18 protein-coding genes are annotated in these 20,800 nt (G+C 40.5%); 15 read left to right on the top strand and 3 right to left on the bottom strand.

Annotation, left to right across the window (positions count from 1 at the left end; all coding sequences use genetic code 11):
• Positions 1–10: 10 nt before the first annotated feature.
• On the bottom strand, positions 11–1,150 hold the full coding sequence (locus tag AN395_RS10005; protein WP_054982918.1) for an MFS transporter: 1,140 nt from the start codon (positions 1,148–1,150) through the stop codon (positions 11–13).
• Between the two features lie 69 nt (positions 1,151–1,219).
• Complete coding sequence (locus tag AN395_RS10000; RefSeq protein ID WP_054982917.1) at positions 1,220–2,392, bottom strand: MFS transporter; 1,173 nt, start codon at positions 2,390–2,392, stop codon at positions 1,220–1,222.
• 138 nt (positions 2,393–2,530) lie between these two features.
• Here AN395_RS10000 and AN395_RS09995 point away from each other — a divergent pair, with 138 nt between their 5' ends.
• From AN395_RS09995 to AN395_RS09970, 6 genes are all read left to right on the top strand, one after another.
• A complete protein-coding gene (locus AN395_RS09995; RefSeq protein WP_054982916.1) occupies positions 2,531–3,442 on the top strand; it encodes a LysR family transcriptional regulator in 912 nt (303 codons plus the stop codon).
• Positions 3,443–3,612: 170 nt separating this feature from the next.
• Positions 3,613–6,339: a response regulator gene (locus tag AN395_RS09990; protein WP_054982915.1), complete on the top strand. Its 2,727-nt coding sequence runs from the start codon at positions 3,613–3,615 to the stop codon at positions 6,337–6,339.
• A gap of 171 nt (positions 6,340–6,510) precedes the next feature.
• Positions 6,511–7,233, top strand: coding sequence for an arsenical resistance protein ArsH (gene arsH, locus AN395_RS09985; protein ID WP_024032512.1), 723 nt, complete (start codon positions 6,511–6,513; stop codon positions 7,231–7,233).
• Positions 7,234–7,242: 9 nt separating this feature from the next.
• Positions 7,243–8,259 carry an ACR3 family arsenite efflux transporter gene (arsB, locus tag AN395_RS09980; RefSeq protein WP_029773089.1) on the top strand — a complete coding sequence of 339 codons (1,017 nt, stop codon included), beginning with the start codon at positions 7,243–7,245 and terminating at the stop codon, positions 8,257–8,259.
• Between the two features lie 9 nt (positions 8,260–8,268).
• Complete coding sequence (gene arsC / locus AN395_RS09975; RefSeq protein ID WP_054982914.1) at positions 8,269–8,685, top strand: arsenate reductase (glutaredoxin); 417 nt, start codon at positions 8,269–8,271, stop codon at positions 8,683–8,685.
• Between the two features lie 145 nt (positions 8,686–8,830).
• Positions 8,831–10,504 (top strand): EAL domain-containing protein, encoded by a 1,674-nt coding sequence (locus AN395_RS09970; protein ID WP_054982913.1) that lies wholly within the window; start codon positions 8,831–8,833, stop codon positions 10,502–10,504.
• A 138-nt stretch (positions 10,505–10,642) separates the two neighbouring features.
• Here the strand turns inward: AN395_RS09970 and AN395_RS09965 are convergent, their stop codons facing one another.
• A complete protein-coding gene (locus AN395_RS09965; RefSeq protein ID WP_054982912.1) occupies positions 10,643–11,551 on the bottom strand; it encodes a 1-aminocyclopropane-1-carboxylate deaminase/D-cysteine desulfhydrase in 909 nt (302 codons plus the stop codon).
• Positions 11,552–11,628: 77 nt separating this feature from the next.
• Here AN395_RS09965 and AN395_RS09960 point away from each other — a divergent pair, with 77 nt between their 5' ends.
• Genes AN395_RS09960 through AN395_RS09920 form a run of 9 tightly spaced genes read left to right on the top strand, consistent with a single transcriptional unit; the run spans position 11,629 to position 20,797 of the window.
• On the top strand, positions 11,629–12,561 hold the full coding sequence (locus AN395_RS09960; RefSeq protein WP_054982911.1) for a hypothetical protein: 933 nt from the start codon (positions 11,629–11,631) through the stop codon (positions 12,559–12,561).
• The gene (locus AN395_RS09955; RefSeq protein WP_054982910.1) at positions 12,558–13,157 is read left to right on the top strand and encodes a PilN domain-containing protein; all 600 of its coding nucleotides are present in this window, start codon (positions 12,558–12,560) and stop codon (positions 13,155–13,157) included. The genes AN395_RS09960 and AN395_RS09955 overlap by 4 nt, the downstream gene beginning before the upstream one ends.
• Positions 13,154–13,834, top strand: a complete 681-nt coding sequence (locus tag AN395_RS09950; RefSeq protein WP_024032505.1) for a hypothetical protein — start codon at positions 13,154–13,156, stop codon at positions 13,832–13,834. The genes AN395_RS09955 and AN395_RS09950 overlap by 4 nt, the downstream gene beginning before the upstream one ends.
• Positions 13,812–14,135 carry a hypothetical protein gene (locus tag AN395_RS09945; protein WP_054982909.1) on the top strand — a complete coding sequence of 108 codons (324 nt, stop codon included), beginning with the start codon at positions 13,812–13,814 and terminating at the stop codon, positions 14,133–14,135. Before AN395_RS09950 ends, AN395_RS09945 begins: the two co-directional genes overlap by 23 nt.
• On the top strand, positions 14,119–15,777 hold the full coding sequence (gene mshL / locus AN395_RS09940; protein ID WP_029773095.1) for a pilus (MSHA type) biogenesis protein MshL: 1,659 nt from the start codon (positions 14,119–14,121) through the stop codon (positions 15,775–15,777). Before AN395_RS09945 ends, mshL begins: the two co-directional genes overlap by 17 nt.
• A gap of 2 nt (positions 15,778–15,779) precedes the next feature.
• Positions 15,780–16,682, top strand: coding sequence for an ExeA family protein (locus AN395_RS09935; protein WP_054982908.1), 903 nt, complete (start codon positions 15,780–15,782; stop codon positions 16,680–16,682).
• Entirely contained in the window at positions 16,679–17,869 is a 1,191-nt protein-coding gene (locus tag AN395_RS09930) for a tetratricopeptide repeat protein (protein WP_095206643.1), read from the top strand. Before AN395_RS09935 ends, AN395_RS09930 begins: the two co-directional genes overlap by 4 nt.
• The gene (locus AN395_RS09925) at positions 17,866–19,593 is read left to right on the top strand and encodes a GspE/PulE family protein (RefSeq protein ID WP_054982906.1); all 1,728 of its coding nucleotides are present in this window, start codon (positions 17,866–17,868) and stop codon (positions 19,591–19,593) included. Before AN395_RS09930 ends, AN395_RS09925 begins: the two co-directional genes overlap by 4 nt.
• Positions 19,580–20,797 (top strand): type II secretion system F family protein, encoded by a 1,218-nt coding sequence (locus tag AN395_RS09920; protein ID WP_054982905.1) that lies wholly within the window; start codon positions 19,580–19,582, stop codon positions 20,795–20,797. The genes AN395_RS09925 and AN395_RS09920 overlap by 14 nt, the downstream gene beginning before the upstream one ends.
• The last annotated feature ends 3 nt before the right edge of the window (positions 20,798–20,800 follow it).

Here is a 20,800-nt window from a genome sequence, read left to right as displayed (position 1 = left end):
AAAACCTCTTTTATACTGATTGTGAATGATTTTTTTTAACAAATAAGTACAGCGCAATGAGTGCACATAAGCTGATACAGCTAATAAAAATATTGCGAGTGCCTCCTGGGATATATTCAACAAACGATGTTAAAAATTGCCCAGAAAAAACAGCCATTGTGAAATAAGAGAGGTTACGACCGCGAACAGAGGCTGCGCTACGCTCTACGGTCATATGGTTTAATAGTGGGATGCTAAAACCAAAGCCAATACCGCTAAACACAGCGCCTATTACCAATAAGGCTGTACCCGTTTGTAAAAAGAAAGCAAATGATGCCCCATAGCCTATAAATGCCAGCGCAAGTACTTTTTGCTCGCCCATTTTTTTAGTTAACTGAGGCATAAAATGTGCCCCAACAACAGCCACTAACGAGATGAAAGAGAGTAAAAACCCTACTTGTTCTTCATTATAATTTTGCGCATGCATTGTGCTGGGCAGTAAAACAATTGCGCTAAAAAACGTGACCATTGCAAGCACAGCCAGCGAATACACATGCTTAAGAGATAAGCCTTTATTTGATATTACGTGCTCTTGTATTGCTTGTGCCTCTTGTGCTTGAGGGTGATTACGCGGCACAAAAAGTAGCAACATGGCTAAAAATACCCAAGAAATAAGGTACAACGATAATGGTAAAGCCCAATGCTGCACAGCAAGTAGGCCACCTATAAATAGAAATATAACGCCACCGAGCTCTATTGCCATACCTTGCTTAGCAAGCATGCCTAGGCGCGCTTTACCAAAGTACCACTGTGATATTAAAACGGTACAACCGGCCATAACAATTGAGGTAACACCGCCAAGCAAAATACGGTTAGCAAAAACCAACAACGGCCCTTGCAACCAATACACGCTTGCACCTAAAAAACCGTATAAAAATAAGCCAATAATTAATGAACGGTAAGCGCCATATTTATCAATTAATTTACCTGCAATAGGCGCAAATATAACAGCCCCTAAAGCCGGTAAGGTCACTAAAAATACCGCACTGTCAGCAACATTTAGGGCTGTTGATATACTGATTAAACCAGGTGCAACCAATGCACCCACCATGATTGTTAAGCAAGCTATACACAGCAAAGTGTAGCTTCCTGCGTTATTGAGTTTATTCATAAGTATTCTCTGTTTTTAAATGGGGCAACTAAGGGGGACTTACGCTTAGTTGCAAGGAGTTAATGGCGGTTATTTTTTTGCGAGAGAGTTAAAAGCAGCGCTGATGGTAATTAACACTACACTAAGGACGACTACGCCAGGCCACTGGTACAAAGCAAAGGCTTTCACACCAATAATTGAGCCAAAGGCGCCGCCTAAGTAGTAGCCGAGCATGTAAACACCATTAATACGGCTTTGTGCGCTTGGGTCTATGCTAAATACGCGGACTTGATTGGCTACTTGTGCGCTAAAAATAGCGAAGTCGATTAAAATAATACCGATAATTAGGGCTATTAGGTTTCCTAAAAAAACGCCTGTAATAGCAAAACCAATTGCGGCAAGTGTGAGTACTATCATGACTAATTTTTTAGAGCCCAACGCATTGACCCACTTACCCGAAGACTTAGCCCCTATTACGCCAGCTAATGCGATGATGCCAAATAATCCGGCCTCTTGGGCACTGTAGTTAAAAGGTGCATCACTGACATAAATAGCTAAAGTAGCCCAAAGTACATTAAAAGCAGCAAACCAAAGCGCGCCAGTTAAAGTAAACACTTGTAGTGGTTTGTGCTGTTTAAATAACGCCACTGTACTTTTAAGTAGCGGCCAGTAACGTAAGCTAGTTTGTGGTTTATTTAGGGGTAAAAAGAGCCTAAGTAGTACACCAAATAGCGCAGCTAATATTGCAGACATAACAAATACGCCACGCCAACCAAAGTGCTCTCCTACAAAACCGCTTAACGTGCGTGAAAGTAAAATACCAATGGTTAGACCCATCATTAAGGTGCCCAATGTAGCCCCTTTATTTTCAGCAGATACAAGTGATGCCGCAAAAGGGATTAATTGCTGGGTAATGTTGGCACTTACCCCTATTAAAAATACCGACATTAATAACAGCGGTAAGTTAGGTGTAAATACGGCAAAGCTACATGCAATAACCAGTAAGCCCGATAAAATGCTTATTAAGCGACGACGCGCAATAGAATCCCCCAGCGGCGAAATAAACAATAGGGCAAAAGCGTAACCAAACTGAGTAAATGCGGGAATGCTACCAAGTTGTGAATCCGTTAAATTAAACTCGTTACCAATCAGAGGTAAAATTGGCTGGCTGTAATATAGGTTTGCAGCGGTTGCTGCAATGGCGGTTGTCATCAACAATAAAATAAAGCGACTTAACGAGGCGCTTTGCGTTACCTGGGTCATTTTGCTCTCCAACATTAAAAGGTAGGCGAATGATAGAGGGAGAAGCTTGATGTTAGAAATGTTTAAATTTGATGGAATCTATACAAATAACGTATAGTTGTTGCTATACCTCTCATACAGAGCAAATTTGAGTCGCACATGGATATAAAAATATTAAAAAGTTTTATTGCAGTGGCTAAGCACCTGAGCTTTTCAGAAGCGGCTCAAGAGCTACATACAGTTCAACCCGCTATAAGTCGCCATATTTCTTCGTTAGAAGAGCAGCTAGGTGTTAGCTTGTTTATCCGTAACTCTCGGGAGGTGTCGATCACGCAAGCCGGAGAGCAGTTAGTTAAAGATGCCACGGCAATTTTAGCGCTTACAGAGCGGGCTAAAAATAAGGTTAAACTGGTCGATAGCGGGCAGTTAGGCTCGCTGAGTATTGCGTATTTAAGCTCTGCGTGTTTAACATTTTTGGCCAAATTAATCCGAACGTATAAGTCGCAGTTTCCTAATGTTCACGTTACCTTGCTAGAAATGACCGCGACCGAGCAAATAGAGGCCCTTAAAAACGAACGGGTAGATGTTGCGTTTTCTCGGCCGTTACCAAGCACCATAGCCGATGAGTTTATAAGTGAAACTATGTACGTTGACCGCCTCGTAGCGGTGGTCAACAAAAATCATCCCTTTGCATCGGCGCAAACTATTGATTTGAAAACCCTTAAAAATGAGCCATTTATTCTTTTTAATCGCGACGAAGCCTTAGGGTTGTTTGATGAAATTATTACTCGTTGCAAGCGCGCTGGCTTTTCACCTAACATTATTAGTCAACCAAGGCATATGCAAACCTTAGTAACAGAGGTTGCCGCTGGTTTAGGGTTAGCTATAGCACCTTATTGTGTAAGTAAATTATATAGCGAGGGGTGCCATTTTATAGAGTTAGAAAAGGTCGACACACAAATTTATTTGCAGCTGCAATACAAGCAAATTAACAACAGCGCTACCACGCAAGCGTTTGTTGAAATGGCACTTAATGCCCAAGCAGAGATTCAGCTTAGCATGCGTAATTGAGTTGGCTTTATAAAAGCGCTTTTAGCTAACTTATGCGCTGCAATAATTAGCGAGGCGTAAATGCGAAAAAACGCAAATACACCTTTGTAATTTACATCTCATTTAATTGATTTGTAACTAATTAACATCTACTCTAGTGGTACTAATTACTTCAAGCAACTATGAGAAACATGAAAGCCATTATTTTATTTTTATTTCTTGTTTTTCAATTTGCCAGTTTGCCGGTAAGCGCTCAACCGGATTCTAAAATTACCAATGTCTTATTTATAAATTCTACCAACCAACATATGCCTTGGCATAAAAGTGTTGAAGAGGGCTTAAATAGCGAGCTATCAACACGGACTTTTGACTATGAGCTTTTTGTTGAAAACATTGATGTAGGGCGCTTTGATGAGGCCACTCAAACGCAATTAATGAGCGACTACCTTAAGCGAAAATATAAAAATAAGCACATTGATATAATTGTCACGCAATCTCCCTCAGCTGCCACGTTAATATCGCAATTGAATGATTTTTTTACTAGCACACCAAAAATTTATTTAGAACCTGGCGAACAGTTTAGGCTGCCGGCAAACACTAATAATGCCTCAATGCAGGCTAAGTTAGACTACAAGCAAGCAACCGCCAGCGCGGTTAATTTAATGAAACCTAAAAAGCTCATTGTCATCTTAGATACTAAAAATGAAATAGGTATAAACTTTTATACAGGGCTGTTCAATATTATCAGCCAAGATTTTTCGTATTTAGAGATTGAGCAATGGTTTGATCTTCCGGCTGCTGAACTGATGACAAAAGTAAAAAATGCGCCTTCAGACGCCATTATTTTATTTACCCCTATATTTAGAAATTACGAAAATAAGTCGATTAGCCCGTATCAGCTCGTCAGCTTACTCGCTCAGCATAGTAACGCCCCCATTTTTAGCTACTGGGAAGTTTTATTGGGCTCAGGTGTAGTGGGTGGTTATGTTTTATCAGGTGAGAAAATAGGTAAACGCGTGGGTGAAGCTATTATTTCTTACAGTGAAAATAACGTGTTACCTACTATAAGCGATGAAAATTTAAGTGTTCATAAATACGATTGGCGACAGCTAAAAAAATATAATGTTGCCCCGCAAAGCCTGCCAGAAAAATCGATTATTGCTTATTACAAGCCGAGTTACTTTGAACAAAATAAAGTGTTAATTTACAGCGCCGCGATTACTATTTTTGTATTGAGCGCTTTTTTAGTGTTTGTATTACGATTAAACCGCCGCCGCATTCAGCTTGTAAACGCGCTTGACGAAGAAAAGCTACGACTTGAATCGCGTGTAGAGCAACGCACTAAAGAGCTATTACAAGCTAAAGAAGAAGCAGAGCAACTTACCTCGTCAAAATCTGAATTTTTAGCCAATATGAGTCACGAGATCAGAACCCCAATGAGTGGCATTATAGGGCTGACAAATATTTTATTGGGCAAAAACTTACCTGAAGAAGACAAACAATATTTAGAAAAAATAAAATACTCGTCAGATCAATTGCTTGTGGTTATTAATGACATTTTAGATTTTTCAAAAATCGAGTCAGGAAATATTAAACTTGAGGCCTTTGCATTTTCGCTAAACGCGGTTGTCGATTATATAACGACCACATTTGAAAATAGGGCGCGGAGTAAAGGAATTGCGTTTGAGGTTAATATTAGCGATAACGTGAAACATAACTTAGTTGGCGATGTGGTGCGTATAAACCAAGTATTAATTAACTTGTGCTCTAACGCGATTAAGTTTACCTCTAAAGGGGCTGTTTCGGTGCAAATAGACGCAGAAGAAGCCCCCAATGACGCCAAAAGTATTGTTTTACGCTTTAGTGTTAAAGACACCGGCATAGGTATTGATGCAAAAAGCTTACCTAACTTGTTTGAATCATTTACTCAGGCCGACAGCTCTACAACCCGAAAATACGGGGGAACGGGGTTAGGCTTAGCCATTAGTAAACGTTTATGCCAAGCAATGGGTGGCGATATTTCTGTAAGCAGTACGCAAGGTGAAGGCAGTGAGTTTATTGCTACCATAAACGTTGAGGTAAACACCCAAGCATTAATAGAAGACAGCCCACAGTTATCATTTGCTGAACCATTTGATGTATTACTAATAGATGATAACGAAGATGATTTAAGCTTAATTAAAAGTCAGCTTAGTGCAATGGGACTGCGTTGTACGCCTTGCACGCAGGCAAGTGATGCAATAGAGATAATTAAAGAAAATATAAACACTTATAAAATTATTATTGTTGATTGTGAAATGCCGACCATGAGCAGTGAAACGTTTTTTACCCGCATTTACAAAGTAAACCCACAGCTTTGCAACAATATTATTGTACTTACAGCAAGCAAAAACGACGCAATTTACGACATAGCTAAAAAAATAAACATTAAAACTATTTTGCATAAGCCTGTGCTTACCAGCGTGTTATTTGAAGCGATGAAAAGCAAAGTGGTTAGCCCTTCTACAAGTAATACCCATAAACCTGCCACCGAAAAGCCACTGCAAGGGGTAAAAATACTCGTTGTGGAAGATAACGCCATAAACAGGTTAATTGTATCCGATATATTAGCCGCCAGTGGGGCGCAGGTGCACGTAGTAGAAAATGGTTTAGAATGCATACAAACCGTAAAATTAGAAACGTTTGATATTATTTTAATGGATATTCATATGCCCATTATGGACGGTGTAGAAGCGACTAAAGTAATACGCAGTGACAGCAATACTGCGCTTGCCTCTATGCCTATCATTGCGTTAACTGCAAACGTAATGAAAGGTGATATTACTCACTACCTATCTATTGGTATGAATGCACATGTTGCTAAACCAATAAAAGCTAAAACATTACGCGATACAATACTTAATTGCTTAAATAAATAAACTTATCAATTACCTACCTTTAATAGCAGGCTTTAACGCCTGCAACGTTAAAAAGCCAAACGTAAAATTTATATAAATAGGGTTTGACTCACACCTTTTGATATGTGAAATTTCATATATTCGTTTTTTCATATGTATTTAGTTCACTATAGAACTACAAGGTTAAGGATTATGAGTAAATCAATTGAACACGAGCTACCTAATTTAGAACTTTCACAAAGCACTCCGCCTACCGTTAAGGATTTCACGTTAACGTTTTCATCTCATAAACCTAAAATCTTATTGTTATACGGATCGCTAAGAGCCCGCTCATATAGCAAGTTAGTTATAGAAGAAAGTGCACGCTTGCTAACCCACTTTGGTGCTGAGGTTAAAATATTTAACCCTGAAGGTTTACCCATAACAGATAGTGAAGATGAGACGCACCCTAAGGTGCAAGAGTTGCGTGATTTAATGCTCTGGTCTGAAGGGCAAGTATGGTGCTCGCCGGAGCGACACGGTGCTATGACGAGTGTGTTTAAAAACCAGATTGATTGGGTTCCATTAAACCTGGGTGGGGTAAGGCCTACACAAGGTAAAACGCTGGCTGTGCTGCAGGTTTGTGGTGGTTCGCAGTCATTTAATGTGGTTAATCAGTTACGCGTATTAGGGCGCTGGATGCGCATGGTAACAATACCTAATCAGTCATCGGTGCCTAAAGCGTTTTTAGAATTTGAAGAGAATGGCCGAATGAAGCCTTCCGCTTTTTACAATCGAATTGTGGATGTAATGGAAGAGCTCGTAAAATTTACCTTATTAATGCGCGACCAAAAAGATTACTTTGTTGATAGATACTCTGAGCGAGTAGAAACAGCAGAGCAGCTCAGTAAACGCGTAAATCAAAAAGACATTTAGGAGGTTACTGTGGGGTTATTTGAACGCTTTTTATCGGTGTGGGTTGCGCTGGCAATCGCGGTAGGGATTGTCGCTGGTTACACCGTACCCGATGTATTTAGTGTTGTTGCAAGCTTAGAATATGCACATGTAAATATTGTTATCGCTGTACTCATTTGGTTTATGATTTACCCAATGATGGTGCAAATTGACTTCTCTTCTATTAAAGATGTAGGCAAAAAGCCTAAAGGCTTAGTACTGACAGTTGTTATCAACTGGCTCATAAAACCCTTTACCATGGCCTTACTAGGGTGGTTATTTTTTAAAGGCATTTTTGCAGACTTTGTTGATCCACAAACGGCAACAGAATACATAGCCGGTATGATTTTATTAGGAGTAGCACCATGTACTGCAATGGTGTTTGTGTGGAGTCAATTAACAAAAGGCGATGCTAATTACACGTTAGTGCAGGTATCTATAAACGATATTATTATGATATTTGCCTTTGCGCCCATCGCAGGTTTATTACTAGGGGTAACAGACATAACGGTACCGTGGGACACGTTATTACTCTCGGTGGTTTTGTATGTACTTATTCCATTAATAGCAGGCGCTATTACCCGCAAAAAGTTAGATAAAGGTGAAGATCACACACGGTTAAATCACTTTTTAAAGGTAATGAAACCGTATTCTATAATTGGCTTACTGGCAACGGTGGCACTTTTATTTGGTTTTCAGTCTCAAACATTAATAGATAACCCAGAAGCCATTGTATTGATTGCTATTCCGCTGCTTATTCAAACGTACGGTATTTTTGCAATAGCCTATATAGCCGCAAAAAAAATGGGCCTAGCTCATAATATTGCAGCTCCAGCTTGCATGATTGCAACTTCTAACTTTTTTGAACTCGCTGTTGCCGTAGCCATTTCATTATTTGGTTTACACTCTGGTGCTGCGCTTGCCACCGTTGTGGGCGTTCTTGTTGAAGTACCTGTTATGCTTAGCTTAGTTTATTTTGCTAATAAAACGCGTCATTGGTTTAACTAGGAGAGTGTCATGGTCGTTATTCATCACAACCCAGATTGTGGTACATCGCGCAATGTATTGCAGATTATTAAAGCCGCTGGCTATAACCCCACGGTTATTGAATACCTTAAAGAGGGCTGGACAAAACCTCAATTGTTAGCGTTATTTGCCGCAGCAAACTTAACACCAAAAACAGCGTTGAGAGTGAGTAAATCGCCTGCTGAAGAGCTAGGCTTGTTAAATGAAAACGTAACAGACGAAGCTATTTTAGAGGCGATGCTTGAGCACCCTATACTGGTTAATAGACCTATAGTGTGCACCGAAAAAGGGGTTAAACTGTGCCGCCCTAGTGAGCAAGTTTTAACGCTATTAGCACAATGGCCTAAAGGTGAGCTATACAAAGAAGACGGCGAAATGATATTAAACGCGCAGGGCGAACAACCCTAAAAGTAATAAACTATTTGCCAAAACCCCGTTTACACGGGGTTTTTTTGTTTAGCAAAATTATAAACATTTAAACTTGCTTTGCCTGCTTGTGCTAATGACTATTTTGAACAACACTTTAAATAGTCGCGTTGCCACAGAGAGCACTATGCATAAAGCCTTAATAAAAATTGCTGAGCAAAAAAAAATAATTTACTTAACCAGTTTCACGCTGGTGGTAATTATTTTTAATGTGCTTTTAAATGATACGCTCCATAAAAAAATTCATAAAAATGGTCAGCAGTTAACACAGCAAATTTTTGAGCTGCAAATTAATGCCAATGCCGATAAAGAAATAGTGCAGGCATTGGTGCAAAGTAAGGGCTTTATGCTGGCTGCACACTCAAATTCCGAACACTTCAAATACTTAGTTGATATACAGCACGATGTATTTAGCTATAAAACGCTCAGCATAAGTTTATACCACTGGCCTGCCTGGGTGGAGCAAGCTTACTTATTTTTACTATTAAATATCATTATATTAGGTGCCACTAGCTGGTGGGTTAGATGGTGGAAAGTATTAGTAACAAAACCGGCAGCGAACCTGCCATTGCCTTACAGCAAAACTAAAGCTGCAAAAAAACTTTCTACGCAAATAACCACATTAAACTGCGAAGTAAAGTCTATGTACGGTGTTAGTGCAGCGCGTCATAGCTTATTTGCCATAGTGAAATGTGATTGTGTGTTTGATGAAAATACCGATACCCAAGCAAGCTTTAAGGTATTGATAGCAAAATATTTTAAAGAGCTTCCTGCAGTATCAGTTAATGTATTTGATGCTAACAACCTTGCTATTACTTTAAATAATATCCCCGTAGCAAAGCTAGATACATATAGTGAAAGCCTACACGAATGCGTTTATCAAATTTGTAAGCGTTATCGAAGCACAGTAACGCGTAAAAACATAAAGGTTGGTCTGTGCGATTATCGATATGCGGCTGAGCAACCCGTTATTTTTAAACTAGCTAAGTCAGCTTTAGTATTTTCAGAAAAAAGCTTAATTCAGCACTGGCATAGGCTCGCGTTACAGCACGAGCAAGGGAACTTAATTTCTAGTAAGCAGGTTATTGAAAATATTAAAAAGAATAAATTTATCTTATTCTTTCAACCGTTATTTATGATCACCAGCGGCGATATTGTACAACATGAAGTGCTAATAAGAATTAGGCAGCAACCGCACGGTTTATTAGCTGCGCGTTACTTTATTAATCAAGACTTTAACAATCACCAAGCATTTGAGTTAGATAAAGCGGTGCTACTTCAAGTTAAAAAGCTTATTTTAGCTGAGCCCAGTGCTCTAACGGTGAGCGTTAATTTGCATATAAGTAATTGGTTTAACGAGCAGTTTTGGAGCTGGTTTGTCACTAATATGAAAGATTTTACGACAAAGCGAAAGTTACAGTTTGAAATTAGCGAAGCAGACTTTATTAAGTACCAAGCGCAACTAGCAGGTGCCTTTGAAAAACTGACGGCCCTACAAAGTTTGCTGGTGATTGATAATGTACAGAATGTGGAGCACATTAACCAAATTGCTTCTCAAAAATTAGTTAGCGGTATTAAACTAGGATATCCGCTTGTTCATAATGTGGATGAAAAAACACAACAGCAAAAACAAGTTAAAAACATTGTGGCGCAAAGCAAGCTACTCAATATACCTGTGTACGCGGTGGGTGTAGAAACCCAAAAAGAGCTACTTATGTTGGCTAAACTAGGCGTAGTTGCCGCACAAGGTTTTTACTTTTCTGAGCCCTTGCAGGAATACACACATGCCACATTTTACTAAGGGCAGTTAATCCTTTTAAGCTAAGCGCAGCCAAAAGGGTCACTCTAGCAGCGGTTGTAGAGCTCACTATGTTACACACAGCACCGTGGTTAAACTGGCCCTAAGTAAGCATGTTTTAATGCCCAGAGGTTAATAGCCCTAGATCAGGCCACGATATTTTAGCCCATTGAGCCCCTGTAAACCGCCTGTATGAATCGCCATTATATGACTACCAGCAGCAAAGTAATCTTGCTCGATAAGTTGCCATAGTGCATACATCATTTTACCGCTGTATATAGGCTCAAGAGGTAAGTTATGTTGCTGCTGCATGCGTTGGCAAAACTGCCATAAGTCATTACTAAATTTGCCATAACCGCCATCATGAAACTCAGTAAGTAGATGCCAATTGGATTGCTGAGCTGCTTTTTTACTGAGCGCTGTAATTTCATTATTCAAGTACTCGGCTTGTTTTAATACCGCAATTCCTAACAGCTGTGTGGCCTCATGGCTACCTTCAATTAAGCCTGCAAGTGTTCCTCCACTCCCGGTGGGACATACTAAGTAATCATGCTTTGGTAAGCTTTTAGCAAGCTCAGCACACCCAGGCAGGGCGTATGTATTACTTCCACCTTCAGGGATTATATAGGCGTGCATAAAGCGTGCTTGCAACTGGGCTAAATAATCTGGGTCATGGCGCTGCTTATATTCAATACGAGTAACCGCATGTAAATCCATTGCACACTGTTTAGCAAATTGCAGGGTGGGGTTTTGAGAATCTAAGTGTGGCCCTCTAATTATGGCGTGGGTTTTTATATTAAATAGTTTACCCGCACCAGCACAGGCGTGAACATGATTAGAAAAAGCCCCCCCAAAGGTGAGGAGTTGTGTTTTATTAAGGGCTTGCATTTGCTGTAAATTATATTTTAGCTTACGCCATTTGTTACCACTTATTAGTGGGTGAAGTAAGTCATCTCTTTTTATACTTAACCGTATGTTTCTCTTTTTAAGACAGTCGCTATCTATTTGTTGTATTGGACTTTCTTTTTCAATATTGAATAAATTAAGCATTATTTCTCGTGTTTAAACTTGCAAACTAAAAAACTTGTACGACACTTAATTAATCTCTTATTAACAATAGTAGCTATATGAAAAAAAAGCTGTTTTCGTTGTTATCTTGGTTAAATCGCAGTTTAGACTCAAGCACAGCGATTGGTATTGCTACTTATGCAGATACAGTAAACGCGGTGTGTTTAAAAAAAAATCAAGGGCAGTGGTACGTACATAACTCACACAGTGTGAATGTAGAGGACCAAACGGATTATACAGTCGCTATTGCAACTTGCACAAATGAAGTTTGCGCTGAGGTGTGCCCAGTAAATTTAGTGGTTCCTCATTATTTTTATCAAATAGTGCAAATGGATAAACCCATGCTGAGTGACGAAGAGATCATTCAATCCTTACCTTGGACAACAAAAGACTTAGTTGATATTCCACCAGAGAACATTGTTGCCGACTTTATCGATTACCCCATTATTCAGCCTATGCAAAGCAGTAAAATGAATGTGTTTATTACTAATAAACTACAGTTACTGCCTTTTATTGATAGCTTTTCAAAAATAAAGCCTGTGCTCAGAGCAATGACCTCGGAAGAAATGATTTTAGTGACCTTGTTTGGCGAAGATAAAAGCGCGCACATGCTTATAGTGCAACATGCAGGGCATGAGCCGCGTATTTTAATTATTCGTGATGGTCAGCTTTTATTAGCTAGGCGTTTAAACGGGTTTTTAGGCATTTCAGATAAAGAGCGCACACACGGTTTGGTTGAAGCCTTAGGGCTTGAGATCCAACGATCAATGGATTTTTTTGAAAGCCAACTAAAACAGCCTCCTATCAGAAGCATTCAGCTGCATTGCGATGATTTATCGTCTTTGACGTTAAGGGCAGGCCTTGCAGAATTTTTGCAAGTAAAGGTTGTTGATTTTAAACCTAATATAGATTTAGCACAGGATCTCGAACCAAGCTTTTATTACGCATTAGGCGCAGCGTATCAATTAACTGATCCGGATTCAGTGTTATGAAAACACGGATTAATTTTTACCAAAAAGCCATTAGGGTTAGGCGCGACCCCGTGCCCTTTAAGGGAATGCTGTTGCTGTGGCTAGGTACATTGTTAGTGGTTGCATTAACTTGGTTGTTTTATTTATACGAAGAGCACAATAGCCAGCAATTACTTACGCAAAGCCAAGCTTATCTAAAGCAAACGCAGCAGCAATTAAACGTGGTAAAGCAGCGATTAGCTGATAAACAAAATAAATCGCATTTGATAGATGAGCTAAAAGTACTGCAACAAGAAATTTTGCATAAACAGCAGGTGTTTGATTATTTAGAAAACACATCCATGCACACGAAGACGGATTATGCCGATGTAATGCGCGATTTGGCAGCGTACCACGAACCGCAAATTTGGCTTGATCAGATAAAATTTGAAGGCCAAAAAGTAATGCTCAAAGGGCGTACTCAGCAAGCCAAATTTTTACCTATTTGGCTTGCTAATCTCAAGCATTCGAGCTTTTTCAAAGGGAAGGAGTTTTCAGTGCTGGAGCTGTCGAGCAGTGATGGCGTGAGCGAGTTTAATGTGGCTACAGAACTTAGTTCAAGTGAGGTAGCACAATGAATGAGCAAAATGAAAATAAAGGCTGGCCATTATTCGTTAAATACCAAGCACAATTTGCGGCATTACAGCAGCGGGAAAAGTATTCTGTACTGTTTGTTGGCTTGTTTCTTATTGTTTATTTAGGTTTATGGTTTGTGGTGTTTCCACAGCAAGATGCAGTAAATAGTTTACGCGTTGAACAAAATACATTGTGGCAAAAACTCAATCAAAATGAAGCACAGCTCTCTATGCTTACCCAGGCATTAGAGCATGACTACACAAAAGTACTTAGAAATCAGGTAGGGCAAACCCAGCGCGAGCTAGAAGATATAAATAATAAGTTAAGCACGTTTAGCCAAGGCTTTATTTCAGCAAACAAAGTACCTGCTGTATTAAAGGATTTATTAGTAAATACCCCCGATGTGCAAGTGGTTGGCTTTAGAGTAAACCCAGCAAAAGCAATTGATGTAGAAAAACTTGGTGAGCACGATACGCAAACCTTGTTTTTCGAACACCAAATGGTGGTTACTTTGCAGGGGCGTTATTTTAGCTTACAGCAGTATTTAGAAGGCCTTAAAGCTAGCCAGCAAAAGTTGTTAATACAGCAGTTTAACTATCAGGTGCAAACATACCCTAATGCAGAGTTAACATTACAAATCGCAACGGTGAGTGCCAATGAAAAATTTATCGCTTTATAGTTTGAGTGTGTGTTGCGTGTGTTTTTTCTCTGTTAGTTCAGCTGAAATACTGCGCGATCCTACTCAGCCAAGCAATGCACCAATACTAAAAGGTGCTGCACTTAGCAATGCAGCGCTGTCGTTACAGTCAATTATTAAAACCGAAAAGCAATACAAAGCGATTATTTCTAAGCAGGTGTATAAGCCAGGAGATGTAATAGGTGAATTTCGGGTGCTAACAATAAACGCCAATTCAGTGTTGTTAGCAAATGATGATAAGCAAATAAAATTAGAATTATACGACTATGAAATTAAAAAATAATATAACAAAGCCATGGCTTGCGCTTATTTTAATACCGCCTTTTTTAACAGCGTGCCATAGTTTTAAGCCCGGAAAAGAGATTCAGCCACACATAGCGCAAGAGCTTGCCCCTATAAGCAACAATGCTAAAAGTGTTGCCCCGGTAGAGGTGAGTAGCGCACTTACACAAAGCTTACTTTCGTCACTTAATAGCGAGCAAAGTTTAATAAATGAGTTAGCTGTAAAGCGTTTTGATGTAGCCGCAAAAGAGGTAGAAATAAGCTCATTTTTTAATGGATTAACTGCTGATACTCCATACAGCGTGGCAGTACACCCAAAGGTGAGCGGAGTTATTTCTTTAAATTTAAAAAACGTCACGTTTGAGGAAGTTATAGCTGTTATTAAACGCATGTACCCGTTAGATATTGTCCAAGAAGGTCGTATTGTGCAGGTGTTACCAGCGGTCATGCGCACAGAAACTATACCGGTTAATTATTTAATGATGCAGCGCCATGGGCAATCAACGGTAAGTGTTGTTGCTGGTGGAGTGAGCCAGTTTTCACAAAACAACTCAAGTTCAAATTCAAGCTCAAACAGTAGTAATAATTCGAGCCAAAATAATCAGTTTGGCAGCGATAATCAAAATACCGAGCTAAATGGCTCTCGCATCCAAACAATTAACCAAAACGACTTTTGGAAGGAACTTGAGCTTGCTCTTAAATCACTTATTGGTTCAAACGATGGTCGTTATGTGGTTGCCAGCCCACAGGCGAGCTTGGTTACGGTTAATGCATTACCAAGTGAAATAAACCAGTTAAAAGACTTTTTACGTCAAAGCCAAGAAAACCTTCAGCGGCAAGTTATTCTTGAGGCTAAAATTGTCGAAATAACCTTAAAAGATGAATACCAACAAGGCGTTAACTGGGAGCGAATTTCTAGAGGGTTAGAAGGTGGGGTGTCGTTTGCAACTACAGCAGGCAGCATAGGTAATTCTATTTCAGCTACTTTAGGAGGAGTCTCCTCGTTAACGATTGAAAAAGGCGACTTTAGTGGCGTAATTAGTTTGCTTGAAACGCAGGGCGACCTGCAAATGCTTTCTAACCCGCGTGTAACTGCAACAAACAATCAAAAAGCCGTGATTAAAGTGGGGCAAGATGAGTACTTTGTTACTAACGTTTCGAGCACAACAGTAACGGGCACCTCAACGACTACGTCACCAGAAATAGATCTAACTCCGTTTTTTTCGGGAATTGCCTTAGATGTCACACCACAAATCGATAAATATGGCTCAGTTATTTTGCACGTTCACCCATCGGTAACCGAAACAGAAGAGCAGCTCAAGGTGATTACATTAGATGATCAGCGTTTTGAGTTGCCGCTTGCACAAAGTAATATTCGCGAATCTGACACGGTGATCCGCGCTCAAAGTGGTGAAATAGTCGTAATTGGTGGGTTAATGCAAACCACCACAGAAGATGAAGAATCGAAAACACCTATTTTGGGCGATGTGCCAATATTAGGTAATTTGTTTAAAAGTATTAGTAAGCGCCAAGAGAAAAAAGAGCTCGTTATTTTAATCAAGCCAACGGTGGTGATGCCCGACACGTGGAAAAAGCAACAAGCTCACAGCCGCGCGCTGTTAAATACATGGTATGAGAACTAACTATGTATTTGAGCTTTTTTAATTTAAGTGAAATGCCTTTCACCTTAACCCCAAACACCGAGTTTTTTTGTGCACTTGAGCCGCACCACGAAGCGATGCAAGTACTTACCACAGCGCTAGAAATGGGGGAGGGATTTATAAAAGTAACAGGAGAAGTAGGGACAGGCAAAACCTTACTATGCAGAAAACTTCTAAATCAAATTGAAGAAGACTACTTTGTGGCTTATTTACCTAATTCTTATTTAAGCCCTGAAGAATTACGTTGGGCTATTGCTGTAGAACTTGGCATGGAGGTAGATAAAAGCCTAGATCAGCAATCGTTAAGTCAGCAAATAAACCATTACTTACTAGAGCTGCAAGAAGATAACGAACGGGTTGTACTACTAATAGATGAAGCGCAGTGCCTGAGTTGGGATACACTTGAAGCGCTTCGATTATTTACAAACCTAGAAACCGAAACCGATAAGCTTATTCAGGTGGTGCTATTTGGCCAACCTGAATTAGATGAAAAACTTGCCAATAGTAAAGTGAGGCAACTACGCCAGCGGATCAGTTTTTCCTACTCATTGCGTGCAATGACCGCCAGTGAAGTTATTTATTATATTAATCACCGTTTACAGGTGGCAGGCTTTAATCAGCCACCACTATTTACGAATCGTTTAGGATTAAAAATAGCGCGTGCGAGTCGAGGAATTCCCCGTTTGGTCAATATTTTATGCCATAAAGTTTTACTGCAGGCATACGGTGAAGGCCTTAATAAAGTAACACCGCGCCATATACATCTTGCCATTGCAGACACCGAAGATTGCAAAAAGCACCACGCTAACCATTACTGGGCTTACAGCTTATTAGCTATTAGTGTTTTTGTTATTGCAGTTATGTGGGTATGGAGGCAATGGTTATGAGTGTTATTAATAACATGCTAAAAAATATCGACCAGCGCCAAACTGCACAGCGTAATCAGCAAAGTGGCGGGGTCGCTATTCCCCCTGTACGCGACTACCACGATGTATTATTTAAAGTGCTGAGTGTTTTATTAGCGATTGTACTAATTTTTACAGCCTACCTTTATTTACCTTTTGCACAGGCACCACAAGCGAGTAAGGACACGGCTGAAAAAGCATATGCGGTTAATAATAACAGTCAGCCGATTGAAATTGCACAAGCTAAAATTACCCCCGTAATTAAGCCCTTAAAACAATTAAGCGAAGAAAACTCTGGCGCTAAAGCAGCTCATATTAATGCAGATACGCAAAAAGAGCTGGCGCAGGTACAAAGCAATAACGCATTACCTGATCAGCCAAAAGACGAAGTAATACAGCTACACGCTGCAGACAAAGCTGCGCTACTGAGCAAAAAAGCAAGCCCCACAGAAGCAAACGTACAAGTAGCTACTAGACCAGAAATAAATGCCCCAGTTGAAGCAAAAAGCAGTGCACCAGTAAAAAGCATTACACAGGCTGAGCAGCCGCCCGCTGAAAATAAATTAGTAAAAACTGCCAGTGTTAAGCAAAGCAAAGCCCAGCGTATAGCACTGCAATTAAAGCGTGCTAAACAAGCGTTGGAATTTGCTTTATATGATGATGCGATTAACGATTTAACCGCTATTTTACAAACACAACCTGAGCATATAGAAGCGCGTAATTTACTCGCGGCAACGTATTTTCAGCAACAAGATGTACTTATGGCTCAGCAGTTATTAGTTGCTGGCATAAAAATAAACCCTGAGATTGTGCAGTGGCGTGTAATGCTCAGTAAAATTTTAATTATGCAACAAGAGTACGAAGGCGTACTTAAACTGCTTATAGCCGAACTTGAGCCGCAAGCAAACTTGGAGTTTTGGGTATTAAAAGGCACTGCAGCACAAAATGCGCAGCAACATCAAATAGCGCTTGCGAGTTTTACACAGCTTACACAGCTTCAACCACAGCAGGCTAAATGGTGGCTGGCGTTAGCTACTTCAAAAGATGCATTGGGGGAGTTTGCTGATGCAAAGCACCTTTATAAAGTTGCCCTAGATTTAGGCGGTTTAAATGCCGCAATGACGCAACATGCACTACAGCGCTTAGTCGCATTGAAGGAGGCTGTATGAGACCCAGTTTAAAAATGCGTTTAGGGGACTTACTCGTTCATGAGCAAATGATCACCGAAGCGCAGCTAAGCGAAGCACTCAATGTGCAAGCTGCGTCAGGGCGAAAGTTAGGGGCTACATTAATTGCGCTTGAGTTTATAAGTGAGCCGCAATTATTGCGCTTTTTAGCCCAACAATTACAAATACCGTTTTTAGATATTTCGCAGCGCAAAATATCTTCAGATGTATCTAAATTACTTTCAGAGGTTTATGCCAGACGCTACCGAGCATTAGTAATAGAAGATAACGGGGATTCTGTGTTAGTCGGAATGAGTGACCCCGCTGATTTGAGAGCGTTGGATCAGTTAGCGCCGATGCTAGCCCCTAAGCGAATTGAGCTTGCTGTTGTGCAAGAAAGCCAGCTTATGGCAGCGTTTGATAATGTGTACCGCCGAACAGAAGATATTACTAACTTTGCTGAAAAGCTACACGAAGAATACGAAGACGTAGAAGAGTTTGATCTTAATTCCTTAGCAGATGAAACCTCTGACGCCACCGTAGTAAAACTACTGCAATCTATATTTGAAGATGCAGTACAAGTACGTGCCTCAGATATCCACATAGAACCCGATGAAAGGCTATTACGCATTCGCCAACGAGTTGATGGTGTATTGCAAGAGCACACATTAAACCAAGTAAAAATAGCCTCTGCTTTAGTACTTAGGCTAAAGCTTATGTCGGGGTTAGATATATCGGAGAAGCGTTTACCGCAAGACGGCCGTTTTAATATAAAAGTGCACGCGCACAGCATTGATGTACGTTTATCGACAATGCCAGTGCAATATGGCGAATCAGTTGTGATGCGGTTGCTCGACCAATCTGCAGGGCTTTTATCGTTAGATGAAACGGGCATGCCGGTGCATATTTTAAAACGCCTGCGCAGCATTATAAAACGTCCTCATGGCATGGTGTTAGTGACTGGGCCTACCGGCTCAGGAAAAACGACCACCTTGTATGGCGCTTTAAGTGAGCTTAATCAACAAGAAAGTAAAATTATTACTGTAGAAGATCCGGTTGAGTACCGCATTGGACGGGTAAACCAGGTGCAAATAAACAACAAAATAGGCTTAAGTTTTGCCAGTGTATTAAGAACCACGTTACGCCAAGACCCCGATATTATTATGGTTGGCGAAATGCGTGACCAAGAAACCGTTGATATAGGCCTAAGGGCTGCATTAACAGGCCATTTAGTACTTTCTACGTTACATACCAACGATGCCATATCAAGCGCAATGCGCTTAATTGATATGGGAGCACCCGCTTATCTAGTTGCAAGCTCACTACGCGCTATTATTGCTCAGCGTTTAGTTAGGCGTATTTGCAATGAATGTAAAACACCGTATCACCCAGATAAACAAGAACAAAGCTGGCTTACCTATTTAGGCGAAGATGTTAGCAGCACACAGTTTTGGCGAGGCCAAGGCTGCACAGCATGTAGCCATAGCGGCTACAAAGGCAGGGTGGGGATTTTTGAGCTGTTAGAAATGAACGACGCTATGATGGATGCCCTGCGTATTAACGACACACAGCGTTTTGGTGAAGCGGCTAAAAATAGCGCTAATTTTGCACCGCTTTCTTATATGGCTTTAACGTATGCAAAGCAAGGCATTACCTCGTTAGATGAGGTATTTAAAGTGGCTGAATATGTACCTGAAGTGGTAGGTGATGACGATGCAGCTTTATAGTTACAAAGCCAAAGACGCAAAAGGTGCGCTGGTTAAAGGGCGTGTTGAGGCAAATAATGAGGCCGGTGTGGCCGATAGCTTATTAAAGCGCCAGTACATACCTATTTCAATTTCGTTAGTTGAAACAAAAAACAATATAAAGTTATTCGATAACCTATTTAGCGAAAAAATAACCCTTGATGACATGATCATGTTTTCACGGCAAATGTATTCTTTACTTAAAGCCGGGATCCCCATTATTAGGGCAATGATAGGGCTTGCTGATACCACGCAAAATAAAGAGTTTAAAAGTGTATTGCTTGAGGTAACACGCCAGCTCGAACAAGGCCGTGAACTTTCTAGTGCGTTAGCTATACACAACAAGGTGTTTAGCCGCTTAACTATCTCTATGGTTAAAGTCGGAGAAGGGTCGGGACGATTAGAAGATGCGTTTTATCAGCTGGCTATTTACTTTGAAAAAGAGCAAGAGACTCGTAAGCGCATAAAAGCCGCTATGCGTTACCCCACTTTTGTTATTTTGGCGCTTTTAGTTGCGATGATCATATTAAATATTTTTGTGATCCCAACCTTTGCCAGCATGTTCGAAAAGTTTGATGCAGAGCTGCCTTTAATGACCCAGATCCTCATTGGCACCAGTAACTTTTTTGTCAATTATTGGTGGCTGCTAGCGCTAATGTTAGTGGGTGGAGTCGTTGCATGGCGTCGGTATTTAAATACGTCGGCTGGGCGCTTTAAGTGGGATCACCACAAACTCAAAATTCCATTTGTAGGCGATATTTTAAAACGCACCTTACTTGGCCGTTATAGCCAAAGCTTAGCCATGGTGCTGCGCTCGGGCGTCCCTATGACGACCGGGCTGTCGTTAACGGCCCATGCAGTTGATAACAGCTACATGGAAAAAGCCATTATCACCATGCGTCAAGATATCGAAAAAGGCGACAGTTTGTTGCGGGCTTCGCGAAGTAGCCAGCTATTTTCACAGTTGGTACTGCAAATGGTGGCAGTGGGTGAAGAAACCGGTCGCGTAGATGAGTTATTACAAGAAGCGGCTGATTTTTATGAACGAGAAGTCGATTACGATTTACGCAGTTTAACCGCAAAAATAGAGCCCATTTTGACGGTGTTTGTTGCCATTATGGTGCTTATTTTAGCACTCGGTATTTTTATGCCGATGTGGAACATGATGTCGGCTATTAAAGGGTAGCCA

It is taken from the genome of Pseudoalteromonas sp. P1-30 (genome assembly GCF_001400005.1).
Classification (GTDB): domain Bacteria; phylum Pseudomonadota; class Gammaproteobacteria; order Enterobacterales; family Alteromonadaceae; genus Pseudoalteromonas; species Pseudoalteromonas atlantica.
This window is presented reverse-complemented; position numbering and strand designations above follow the sequence as displayed.

Excerpts from the sequence above, each read along its gene's own strand:
- AN395_RS10005 (WP_054982918.1), bottom strand. The coding sequence starts at position 1,150 with ATGAATAAACTCAATAACGCAGGAAGCTACACTTTGCTGTGTATAGCT.
- AN395_RS10000 (WP_054982917.1), bottom strand. The coding sequence starts at position 2,392 with ATGACCCAGGTAACGCAAAGCGCCTCGTTAAGTCGCTTTATTTTATTG.
- AN395_RS09995 (WP_054982916.1), top strand. The coding sequence starts at position 2,531 with ATGGATATAAAAATATTAAAAAGTTTTATTGCAGTGGCTAAGCACCTG.
- AN395_RS09990 (WP_054982915.1), top strand. The coding sequence starts at position 3,613 with ATGAAAGCCATTATTTTATTTTTATTTCTTGTTTTTCAATTTGCCAGT.
- arsH (WP_024032512.1), top strand. The coding sequence starts at position 6,511 with ATGAGTAAATCAATTGAACACGAGCTACCTAATTTAGAACTTTCACAA.
- arsC (WP_054982914.1), top strand. The coding sequence starts at position 8,269 with ATGGTCGTTATTCATCACAACCCAGATTGTGGTACATCGCGCAATGTA.
- AN395_RS09970 (WP_054982913.1), top strand. The coding sequence starts at position 8,831 with ATGCATAAAGCCTTAATAAAAATTGCTGAGCAAAAAAAAATAATTTAC.
- AN395_RS09965 (WP_054982912.1), bottom strand. The coding sequence starts at position 11,551 with ATGCTTAATTTATTCAATATTGAAAAAGAAAGTCCAATACAACAAATA.
- AN395_RS09960 (WP_054982911.1), top strand. The coding sequence starts at position 11,629 with ATGAAAAAAAAGCTGTTTTCGTTGTTATCTTGGTTAAATCGCAGTTTA.
- AN395_RS09955 (WP_054982910.1), top strand. The coding sequence starts at position 12,558 with ATGAAAACACGGATTAATTTTTACCAAAAAGCCATTAGGGTTAGGCGC.
- AN395_RS09950 (WP_024032505.1), top strand. The coding sequence starts at position 13,154 with ATGAATGAGCAAAATGAAAATAAAGGCTGGCCATTATTCGTTAAATAC.
- AN395_RS09945 (WP_054982909.1), top strand. The coding sequence starts at position 13,812 with ATGAAAAATTTATCGCTTTATAGTTTGAGTGTGTGTTGCGTGTGTTTT.
- mshL (WP_029773095.1), top strand. The coding sequence starts at position 14,119 with ATGAAATTAAAAAATAATATAACAAAGCCATGGCTTGCGCTTATTTTA.
- AN395_RS09935 (WP_054982908.1), top strand. The coding sequence starts at position 15,780 with ATGTATTTGAGCTTTTTTAATTTAAGTGAAATGCCTTTCACCTTAACC.
- AN395_RS09930 (WP_095206643.1), top strand. The coding sequence starts at position 16,679 with ATGAGTGTTATTAATAACATGCTAAAAAATATCGACCAGCGCCAAACT.
- AN395_RS09925 (WP_054982906.1), top strand. The coding sequence starts at position 17,866 with ATGAGACCCAGTTTAAAAATGCGTTTAGGGGACTTACTCGTTCATGAG.
- AN395_RS09920 (WP_054982905.1), top strand. The coding sequence starts at position 19,580 with ATGCAGCTTTATAGTTACAAAGCCAAAGACGCAAAAGGTGCGCTGGTT.